Origin of the sequence: Nocardia concava NBRC 100430 (assembly GCF_000308815.1) — a bacterium.
GTDB lineage: Bacteria > Actinomycetota > Actinomycetes > Mycobacteriales > Mycobacteriaceae > Nocardia > Nocardia concava.
This window is the reverse complement of record NZ_BAFX01000198.1, coordinates 45,434-56,133: the sequence shown is the minus strand read 5'-3', so window position 1 is coordinate 56,133 and position 10,700 is coordinate 45,434. Positions and strand designations below refer to the sequence as shown.

The window sequence follows — 10,700 nt, the reverse complement described above, 5'->3', positions numbered from 1 at the left end:
GTCAGGAACCAGCCGATCGTCATCACCGGGACGACGACCACGACCATCGCGATCAGTGCGCCACGCTGGGTGTCGTCCTTGCCGAAGGCCATCAACCCGAGCACGCCCACCAGGAAGAGCAGTGCCGCCCAGTTGGTGTAGGGCGCGCCCGGCATCCGGAACTTCGGTCGTACGGCCTTGCCTTCGCGGGCCCAGCGCCACAGCTTCAGCTGGCAGATCAGGATGGCCGCCCAGGCCGTGATGGTGCCCAGCGCCGACATGTTCAGCACGATCTCGAAGGCCTTCGCCGGGACGAGCGCGTTGAGACCGACACCGCCCAGGGCGACGGTCGCGGTGGCGAGAATTCCCACGTACGGCACGCCGCCGCGGCTCATCCGGGCCGCCACGGACGGCGCGCTGCCGTTGACGGCCATCGAGCGCAGGATGCGCCCGGTCGAGTACAGCCCGGCGTTGAGGCTGGAGAAGGCGGCGGTCAGCACGATCAGGTTCATCACCGAGCCCGCGCCGTTGATGCCGAGCTTGCTGAAGAACGTCACGAACGGACTGGTGCCGGCCTTGAAGGCGGTGTACGGCAACAGCATCGACAGCAGCACCAGCGAGCCGACGTAGAACAGCGCGATGCGGGCGATGACGGAGTTGATCGCCCGGGGCATGATCTTCTCCGGATTCTCGGCCTCGCCCGCCGCCGTGCCGACGAGTTCCACTGCCGCATAAGCGAATACGACACCGGTAGTGGTCAAGACCAAGGGCAGTGTCCCGGTCGGGAACAATCCGCCGTGGCTGGAGATCACGCTCGGCCCGGTGACCTCACCCGCGACCTTGAACCGGCCGAGCAGGAAGACCAGACCGACGACCAGGAAGCTGACCAACGCCACCACCTTGATCAGGGCGGCCCAGAACTCCATCTCACCGAACCACTTGACCGACACCATGTTCAGCGCGACCACGAACAACAGCGCGATCAGCGCGATCGTCCATTGCGGAATCACCTTCGTCGCGCCCCAGTAGTGCACATACGTGGCGATGGCGGTGATGTCGACGATGCCGGTCATACACCAGTGGAAGAAGTACATCCAGCCGACGCCGAAGGCCAGCTTCTCCCCGTAGAACTCACGGGAGTAGGAGACGAACGATCCCGACGACGGCCGGTGCATCACCAGTTCGCCGAGCGCGCGCAGGATGAAGAACACGAATATCCCGCACACCGCGTAAGCGATGAACAGCCCCGGCCCGGCGACCTTGAGCCGTCCGGCGGCGCCGAGGAACAGCCCGGTGCCGATCGCGCCGCCGATGGCGATCATCTGCAACTGCCGCGGGCGCAGGGCCTTGTGATAGCCCGCATCCTCAGCCTCGATGCCGAGCGCGGACGCCGGCGCGTCCGTCCGGCTTTCAACGGTGGCCATAGTGGAGACCTCTCATGTGCTGGAAGATGGTGTCCTCGATCACACCATCGTGCGGTGAACCATATACATCGTTTGATGGCACATGCAATGCTGTGATGACAGGTTTACGAACCTGAAACTTGGCAACGCGAGGCAAGCCATGCGGGACGCGAAGCATCCACGGTCGGATGTGGTTTCCTGGAGGCGTGGCCGAGACGGAATTCACGATCGACGAGCTGGCGCGCGAGACCGGCATGACGGTGCGCAGCCTGCGCGCCTACCACGAGCGCGGAGTGCTGCCGCCGCCATACCTGAAGGGCCGCACCGGTTTCTACAGCCAGGAGCATGTGAACCGGCTGCAGATGATCAGCCGCCTGCTCGACCGCGGCATCAAACTGCACGGCATCCGCGAATTGCTCGAGGCCTGGGATCGCGGCGAGGACCTCGGCGATGTGCTCGGAGTAGAGGAGACGCCCGAACCCGGCGCCGAGCAGACCGCCCGCCTGGCCGGCCGCGAAGGCACTCCGGCCCGGCGCATTCCGGCCACCCACCTGGCCGAACGCTACAGCGAGGTGCCCAACGGCCTGGCCCGCATCGTCGCCGCCGGCCTCTACGAGCCCGTCGACGTGGCCACCTACCGGGAACGCAATCCGCGCCTGGTCGCGCTGACCGAACAACTCGTCGGCGCGGGGGTCCCGCGCGCCCGCGCACTCGACGAGGTCGAGCGGATGCGCGCGGCCTGCGAGCACATCGCCCGCCGGTTCGCCGACCTGGCGGAATCGACACCGGTGGCGATCCGAGCCCTGCCGGGCCAGGCCGCGGCCGAACTGGTCGACGAATTCATCACGCGATATCTGGATTCGGCCCCGCGCTAGCTGTCACGATCCTATGAGTCACCACATGTTTATAGACCATCAAATGGTGGCACATAAGTCAATGGCACCTACGATCTTCACCTCAACCCGCGATCGGGTTCCGGGTCGGCACCGTTCGCCAACTGGGTCTGCGGCCGTTGGTGATCCATCGCAGTAGCCACTCGGCGGGGCCGTATCGATACCGGCGCAACCAGATCGCGCTCGCGCAGAGTTGCAGCGCGAAGATCAACACCGCCAGGGCCATGGTCTGCACCGGCGACAGGCTGCCCGCCGCCCCGAATCCGATCCCGGTGAAAATCAGCAGGCCGAGGGCGGATTGGGCCAGGTAATTGGTCAAGGCGATGCGCCCGGCGGGTGCGAGTGCCGAGCGGACCCAGGTGGTGCGCGGGCTGTGCATCACCCGCAGGAGTGTCGCGATATAGGCGGCGGTGAGCAGCGGTGCGGTGGCGACGCTGACCGCGACGGCGAGGGCGTGCCCGGTCCCGCCGCCGAGGGCGTACACCGTGCTGCCCGTCAACCCGATCGGGAAGCCGAACCATTGGATGCGCCGCAGGACCGGTTCATCGCCGCGCACACCCACGAGTAGCCGACGGCGGCCCGCGACCAGACCGAGCAGGAACATGGCCAGCGCGGTCGGGCCCTGCAAGGTGACGGCTTGGAGAATCAGCAGCGACAGTCCGTCGAGGTGCTGGCCGACGATCTCGCCCCAGCCGCCCAGCATCGCCGCGGTCGACTGTTCGGCATTGGCGACCGCGGTCTCGTGCGCGGGCAGTACGGCCGCCGGGTCCAGGAACAATCCGCTCAGCAGCAGACTCGCCAGCACGACGCCGTACAGCACGGCGGCCACCCGCAACGCCGTTCGGTCCCGGCAGCGCCGCATCCAGAACAGCACCAGGCAGGCGAGCGCATAGGTGGTCAGCACATCCCCCGCGTACAGAAACACGATATGCAGCACGCCGATTGCGAACAGACCCGCGATCCGGCGCAGCATGCGCGGTGCGAAAGCGGCCCCGGCCGCGGCCGCGGAGTCCATCTGCAACGTGAAGCTGTAGCCGAAGAGGAACGAGAACAGCAGATAGAACTTCATATCGACGAACACCGACGACAAGCCGCGCACGATCTCGTCGAAGGTCGAGGTGTAGGCCGGGTCGACGACCAGATTGCCCGGGTATCCGGAGCTCATGAAGGTGATGTTGACGAGGAAGATGCCCAGCAGCGCGAAGCCGCGCAGGGCGTCGACGTCGTGCACCCGGGGCGCCGGGGCAACCAGTTGATCGGTCATGAAGAGTGCCAATCTTTTTCAACTGCGACTATTTAATATCCGTCGGATACTATCCCAAAGACACTATACGCGCGGCTAGCATGGGCGAGCAGCCGCCCGGTGCTGCCGAGATCAGAGGAGGCGCCACCCGCGATGGCCGACGAGACGGTACCCGCCGATCTGAGCAGGCTGTGGCGACTAACGGCCGAGACGCGGCTCGGGCGCCCGGCGGAGCTCGACGTCGAACGGGTCGTGCGCACCGCGGTCGAGCTGGCCGACCGAGACGGATTGAGCGCGGTGTCGCTGGCGAAAGTCGCTGCGGCCCTGGGCTTCACGAAGATGGCGCTGTACCGCCACGTCGGCTCGAAGGCCGAACTGTTCGAGCTGATGTCCGACCACGCCATCGGACCCGCCCCGGATCTGACCACCACTCCCGGGCAGTGGCGTGACGGATTGCGGCAATGGGCCCGCGCCCTGCGAGCGGTCTATACCACGCACCCATGGTTGCCGCAGCTACCGATCACCGGCCCGCCCCGCGGACCCCATTCGATCGCCTGGATGGACGCCGCACTGCGCCCCCTCGCAGCCACCGACCTCGACTGGGCGACAAAGGTCGGCATCGTCATGCTGATCAACATGCACGTCCGCCAATCGATCCTGCTCACACAGCAATTGGCGGACGCGAGACAACACACCGGCCTGAACGCGGCCCAGGTCAACCAGAACTACGGCACAGCGCTGGCAGCACTAGTCGACCAGAACCGATTCCCGGAAGCGGCAAAACTGTTCGCTGCCCAACTCTTCCAATCCCCGCCCGACGAGGCCGAAGACAGCGATTTCACCTTCGGCCTCGAAGTAATCCTCAACGGCGTCGCCGCGGAGCTGCCGACTACCTGACCGACGCCGAGGCGACGAATGGTGGACGACCACAGGTGTTCTACCCGGCCTTGGTTCAGGAGGACCGCCACGAAGCGCGATAAGGCGACCACGCTGGATGCGGCGTCGACCTAATGGGTGGCAACGGATGTCGCGAGCAGGCGAACACCGCAGCGCCTCAGCGCTCGATCTCATCATCGCCGCGACTGCCGCGCACCTCGGATTGGCTGTGCTGTACGACGACAGCGCCTTCGCGACCGTCGCACGCCATGCACCCGAGTTGCGGCGGCACAACATTCACGACATCGCGTCAACACCCTGCCTGCTCGCCTCGGTGCCCCCCCGATCCAGAAGATCCAAGAATCGTTCCTGCGGCTGTTCGGGGCAGGTACAGAAAAGTGACGGTTAGCCTGTGGCCTCGCTGTTTTGAAGTTCCAACCACGTCACCGCGTACGTTCATCTGACCTACCGTCAGACAGGCGAGTGATGCGGCGCAGAACCGCACGCAACGAGTCTCGGTTGCCGGGCTCGACTGTTCGGGCATCGAAGTGAGCGTAGGCCAGATCAACGGCGGCCGAATGCGAACGCGACGTCCGCATACCGATCAACCGAGACAGCGCCCGCGCCACAGCGTCATCGCCCATCTTGCTCAAGCTGTGGACGGTACTTTCCCGGTACTCGGATACCAGAGCATCGGCGAGTACGGGAACCGCTGAAGGATCGCCGATTTGGCCCAGAATCCCGACGGCGCTATCGGCGAGCGCCTTGTCCGGACCGGCCGCTATCGTCATCAATGCGGGCAGGCACGTCCTGTCGGCAATCTGGCCGAGGAACATAGCGGCTGAGAATCGAACTCTGGTATCGAGGTCAGCGAGCGCAGTAACGAGCTCGGGTATCAGTGCCGGATCGCGTTGTGCGCCAAGCGCCTGCACCAACTCGTTGCGAATCGTCGGATCCTCATCGCTCGACACTGTTTGCAGTGCGGCGATCGCCATCGGAGTGCCGATCCGAGCGAGGGCTTCAATGGCTCCCAACCGGGTGGCCGACGGATGGTTCGCAGTAAGTAGGGGCGTCAAGAGACCAACAACCTCCGAACCGCCGATCCGGCCCAGTGCGCGCACTCCGCGCGCACGGACGTGCAGACTTTCGTCGGACAGAGTCGCGATAATCGCGGGAGCCGCGGCGGCGAAGCCTACTTCGCCGAGGGCATCGGCGGCGCTCCATCTGACGCCTTCATCAGCCGCCGTCAGCTTCGCCATGAGATCGTCGGCCACTACCGTCGCCTTGATCTTGCCGAGCGCTTGCACGGCCTTGCGTTGCACTCGTGGATCAGCATCACTCAGGGCGGCTCGTAGTGCCGGGACGCTTGCTTTCTCGGCGATATTACCGAGCCCCCAGGCGGCGTTGTATCGAACGTACACACTTGGATCAGTCAACGAGTCTCGAAGCACCGGCTCACTCTCACGACGTCCGGCTTCAGCCAACACCTTCACCGCGATCCGTCGAACGTCAGCCGGACACCAGGACAAGCAGTCTCCCAAGACGGCTGCCGCGAAAGGTGTTTCGAGCCGGCCGAGCGACCACACCGCTTGACGGCGGACAGCCCGATCGGAGCTGTCCAACAGTGCGGTCAGTTTGATCAGCGCGAGGGGGCTCCGGGTATCACCGAGGGCTCGGACCAGCGCGCAGCGGTCGACATCCGGTCGTTTCAGCGCATCCATCAGCGGCAAGACTGCCTCTTCACCGAACCTGTGGAAGGCGTTGACCACAGCCTCTCGTATTCCGATGGCGCTATCCGTAATGGCCCTCAGCAGGATCGGCAAGGCGACGGGATCTCCGATGAGTCCCAACGCACGGACAACTTCGCGGCGGATGTCCTGATCAGGATCATCGGCTGCTTCGAGCAAGGCGGGCACCGCCAACGGATCGCTGATCCGCCCGAGAACATCCAATGCCGGACCACGCCGCGCTGGATCTTGCCGTACGGCGCGTAGCAGTGCAGGTACCGCGGGGGCGCCGATCTGGATGAGTTCGGTCTGGGCCGCTGCTCCTACGGTCACGTCGAACGCGAGAGGCTCGTCGCTGCTTATCACATCCAGCAGCTCCGCGATCGCGAATTCGCCGAGCAGTCCCAGAATATCGATCGACAAGCCACGCACACGGGGGTGCGTGGCCCTCGACTTCAACAGCCGCGCAGCGATCTCCAAGGTACGAGTGATGTGTGGCTCGATCGCCGATTTCTGCAATGGGGACAATTCGGCAATGGCTGCCGCCGATGTCGCCAACCCGATATGGAGGAGGTCGGGCCGCTGATTCGCCAGCACATCCAGGGTCTGCGCCGGCGCGAGACCGACCGCAAGTATCCACACCTCATGCCAATCCGCGGCTAGGTGCAGGTGCGTACGCGCGGACGTCTTCATCAATTCGGGATCGGCCGAGATGTGTTCGGCGACGAGATATTCCATCAAGGTCCGGTGAATGAACAGATAGGGCGGCTGCCGCCCGTCACGGAGATCGCCGTCCGGAACCAAGATTCCGGTTTCCACCGCGAGTACCCGCAGGGTCTCGGCCGGGCTGAGTCCGGCAGGGCGGTCGAGCTCCGCGAGGTGCCGCTGGAGTACGGACTCCGGCACCCGATCCAGCCAGCCGTCGGCGCTCGCCGCGATCCTGAAGGCCAACGGCCGCAACAATCCCAGCAACTCGTGCTCACGTGCAACAGGATCGCGAGGCAGCCGGCTGCCTTCCGCCGTCTCACCCAATCGATGTTCCCCACGCAGGAACCGACGCAATATCCGGCCGTACAATAACGTCCGGGTTTCGGGCAACGGTTCATCCGGGTCGGCGGCGAGATGACAGAGAAAGGCCAGCAGCAGCGGAATCCGCGCCATTTTCGCAATCGCGGTGTGCTTGAGTCGTTCTTCCAGAAGCCGCCGACGATCCTCGGGTAGCTGCCACGAATCGAGGTACGCACCTGTGTGTCCGAACGGCAGTACCTCGGCCTCCTTGCGCTCATGGAAACCGAAGACCCCGAGAGTGAAGCCGGAAAGGCGGCATGCGACGACGATCCGATCGTGCGCGGCGTCGTGCTCGTTCAACGGCCGCTCGACATTGCCGCGATCGATGTCCGGCGTCTCGTCAAGCGCGTCGAACAGGTAGACCACTTCGCCTGCACGGCAATGTTCTTCGAGCCAAGCCCAGAACTGGGACGAACGAGCCGAGCCATATCGCCGGAGCGCGACGGTGGCAACCTTCCACAGGTTCGTCTCGGTAGCGTGCTCGCCGAGTCTGCGGTACTCGGCCGCCAATGCGTCACATCGGACATGAACGGGTAGGACGAGCTCCTCCAGAGCGACTGACGGATCCGCAACGCGAGCCGCCGCTTCGGAGGCGAGCCGGATGGCATTCATGCGCAGTAGCCAGGACTTGCCCATCCCTGGATCGCCCACCAGAAGGATGCGTCGGTGAGCGGCAACGAGTTCCCGATAGCCGACACCCTCACGGGAGTCCGGCTCCCGATCGGCCGGAATCAGATATTCGCTGACGGCATACGGTGTCGACTTCCGCACCCGTAGCCTGGTGACGGCGTCCAGATCAAATCCGGTCGGATCGGGATGTCCCACCAAGTAGGGAAGCAGAGCGACTGCCCGCCGATGTCGGGAAGCCTCGCCGAGACACCACTGTTGAATTTCGTCTCGCAGGTCCGCTGCTACCGGTTCCTCGACACCCTTGGACAATGGATCCGCATTGCATCCAGACGGTTCGGTTTCCCATGATCGATCGGCATTCTTCCAGTGGAGCGCAACATCTTCGATCCATTCATCCGACTTATCGAGCGCCTTCGCCATCTTCTCGACGAGCTCCCACGAAACCGGCCGCTCGGCGTTCAGCAGGGCCGACACGCTCGATTTGCTGCAAAAAGAAGCCTTGGCCAACTCGGCTTGATTGCGAACGTCGGACTGGCGCAACTTCTCACGAAACAGGCCGCCTAGTACGCGGGCAGCCGTCGGTCGCGCATCCTCGCGCGCAGGATTCAAACCTGTCATTCGGCCTCTGCTCCCGCATTCTCCCGAGATCGTCCCGCAACGGTCGGGAGCCTCCATCATCCCCGACCGTTGAGACCATGACCACTAATCAGCTCCTCGGCCTCCTGCTCGCGCTGTCGTTGGCCTGCAACCTCGCGTTCGTCGTTGCGGCCCTGGCGAAGTCGAGCGGCCATTCGCTCCCGACCTCGGCACTCATCGCCCTCGGCACTGTCGTTCCCGCCCTCGGCCTCTACTTCGCCGCCGTCGCCGCCTACCACTGACCCTTTCCGATCCCCCGAGTCCGAGCCTCGAACCTTGGACGCCAACCGAGCATTGTTCGAGCGGTTCCAGGCCACGGGCGATTAATGATGGACAACCATGAACCCAGCCGTCCAGGACCTGTCGGCACGTGGCGAGCGATAAGGCTCCGACGGTTCGCTCACGACAGGGCGACGATGATCCCTGATGCGGTCAGCACCGCGAGGTAGAGCAGTACCAGGCGTACGTCGCGCAGCCAGCATCTGCTGTGGCGCAGTCCTTTTCGCCAGGCTCGGGTATAGCCGACCAGGCCGAGGAGCCCGAAGGCGGCTACCGCCCACGGGCCGATCAACCAGGTCAGCAGGGCGACGGTCGCGAATACACAAAGGTTGAGCGGGTCGTAGGGCCGCGCGGCGTCAGCGGCCTGGCGGCGCGCGGCCTCGTCGTAGTAGACGCCGCGCGATTCACTCATCGCACCTCCACCGGGAGCAGGGTGCGTTCGGCGGGGACTGCCAGGGACAGGCGTTGGCGGGCCAGGGCGGGCCAGGCTTGGACGGCGCAGAAGGGGGCGCACTGGTCGGCCTGGTCGGCACGGGTGCCGACGTGGACGCAGCACTGGGTGAGGCGTTCCTCGATCATGGTCGACATATCCATGAAGGGTTTGATCGTCACGCGGACCACCCGCTCGCCCAGCAGGGTTCGCAGTTTTCGTTTGCGTCCCGGCAGGGCGGAGGAGGCCAGGGTCAGCAGGGTGGACATGCCCAGGTCGCAGTTTTCGCAGATGCTCGACCACACCCGGCCGATCTCGGGGTGCGACAGGGAGGACTGTTCCGAGAGCAGCCCCATCAGCGATTCCTTGACGGCCAGGCGCAATTCGGCGGGGATCTGCGAGTCGGCGATCCGATTGGAGACCAGGCCCAGGTGGTCCTTCATGCGGTCGTGCCCGATGAGCGAGACCAAGGAACGCCACTGTCCGGCATCGTCGCGCAGCAGATATCCGACCGAGCAGCAGTGCGGATGGGAGCACGGCAGGGCGGTCAGATCACGCCAGGTGACCAGACCGTCGGTCTGCGGGCCCAGCCGGCGCAGCACGCCGGTGTGCGTGAGGCGGTCCATAGGGTCGATGAGTCCGGAACGGCCCGAACCGAATTGGGGCTGGATGGAGACGCCGCCCACGAACGGGGTGTCGAGGGCTACCCGCAGGACGTCGCCGATCTCGCCGTCGTTGACGCCGAGGGCGGTGGTCATGACCAGCGTCGTGAAGATCTCGGCGGTGGACAGGCGGCGCAGCGCGTCGGCCTTGAGCCGTCGCAGGTCACCGCCGCGGTGGTGGCGGGATGCGTCCTCGGAGAGGCCGTCGAATTGCAGATACACCTCCACACGTTCGCGATGCCGGGTCAGCAGTTCCAGCAGTGCGTCATCGCGGGCGATGCGAATACCGTTGGTATTGATCAGAATCCGAGTGATCGGCCGCGCGGTGAGCTCGCCGAGGAGCCGTTCCAGGTCCGGATGCAGTGTCGGTTCGCCGCCGCTGAGCATGAGTACGTCCAGTCGCCCGTTCTCGCGGGCGAGGCGCTGGTCGACATTGGCCAGGACCTCCTCGACCGCTACCACGCCGCGCAGATCCGGCGCGGAATCGGCGAAGCAGGTGGGGCAGCGCAGGTTGCAGATATCGGCGATATCGGCGAGCAGGATGCAGGTGTGCTGGGTTTGCATCTCCGGCAGTCCGTGCAGGTACGCGGCGGGCACCGGTTCGAAATTGCCGGCCAGGTCGGGTATGTGCGCCTTGGTGGGGGCGGTCCATTCCTCCAGGTAGGCAAGGATTTCCGGATCCTCGTCGTAGAGGGTGCGGACCATGCCGTGGTGGCCGCAGCCGCGCTCGAGATAGACCCGTCCGTCACGTTCGGCCAGCCAGCCCGAGAGCCGCTGCACCTCGTGCAGCGGCCGCTCCGGGGATTCGTCGTGGCAGTGTGGGCAGAATGCATTGACATAGCGCAGGATTCGATCCCCGCGCAGCGGCATACCG

General features: G+C 65.1%; 8 protein-coding genes. 3 read left to right on the top strand and 5 right to left on the bottom strand.

The features are described from left to right. On the bottom strand, positions 1-1,403 hold a 1,403-nt coding region (locus ON43_RS38930; protein WP_040815726.1), incomplete at its 3' end, for an amino acid permease. Between the two features lie 185 nt (positions 1,404-1,588). Here ON43_RS38930 and ON43_RS38925 point away from each other — a divergent pair. Then, the gene (locus tag ON43_RS38925) at positions 1,589-2,257 is read left to right on the top strand and encodes a MerR family transcriptional regulator (RefSeq protein WP_245569000.1); all 669 of its coding nucleotides are present in this window, start codon (positions 1,589-1,591) and stop codon (positions 2,255-2,257) included. A gap of 82 nt (positions 2,258-2,339) precedes the next feature. On the opposite strand, the gene ON43_RS38920 is transcribed toward ON43_RS38925, so the two are convergent. Beyond that, positions 2,340-3,539 carry a DUF418 domain-containing protein gene (locus tag ON43_RS38920; protein WP_040815756.1) on the bottom strand — a complete coding sequence of 400 codons (1,200 nt, stop codon included), beginning with the start codon at positions 3,537-3,539 and terminating at the stop codon, positions 2,340-2,342. Positions 3,540-3,671: 132 nt separating this feature from the next. Here ON43_RS38920 and ON43_RS38915 point away from each other — a divergent pair, with 132 nt between their 5' ends. Then, complete coding sequence (locus ON43_RS38915) at positions 3,672-4,415, top strand: TetR/AcrR family transcriptional regulator (protein WP_040815724.1); 744 nt, start codon at positions 3,672-3,674, stop codon at positions 4,413-4,415. Between the two features lie 422 nt (positions 4,416-4,837). Here ON43_RS38915 and ON43_RS38910 read toward each other — a convergent pair whose 3' ends face one another. Next, a complete protein-coding gene (locus tag ON43_RS38910; protein ID WP_167333500.1) occupies positions 4,838-8,437 on the bottom strand; it encodes a HEAT repeat domain-containing protein in 3,600 nt (1,199 codons plus the stop codon). A 77-nt stretch (positions 8,438-8,514) separates the two neighbouring features. On the opposite strand from ON43_RS38910, the gene ON43_RS38905 reads away from it, so the two are divergent. Beyond that, complete coding sequence (locus ON43_RS38905; RefSeq protein WP_040815722.1) at positions 8,515-8,697, top strand: hypothetical protein; 183 nt, start codon at positions 8,515-8,517, stop codon at positions 8,695-8,697. Positions 8,698-8,855: 158 nt separating this feature from the next. Here the strand turns inward: ON43_RS38905 and ON43_RS38900 are convergent, their stop codons facing one another. Next, positions 8,856-9,146: a hypothetical protein gene (locus ON43_RS38900; RefSeq protein WP_040815721.1), complete on the bottom strand. Its 291-nt coding sequence runs from the start codon at positions 9,144-9,146 to the stop codon at positions 8,856-8,858. Then, complete coding sequence (locus tag ON43_RS38895; RefSeq protein WP_040815720.1) at positions 9,143-10,696, bottom strand: radical SAM protein; 1,554 nt, start codon at positions 10,694-10,696, stop codon at positions 9,143-9,145. The genes ON43_RS38900 and ON43_RS38895 overlap by 4 nt, the downstream gene beginning before the upstream one ends. Positions 10,697-10,700: the final 4 nt, after the last annotated feature.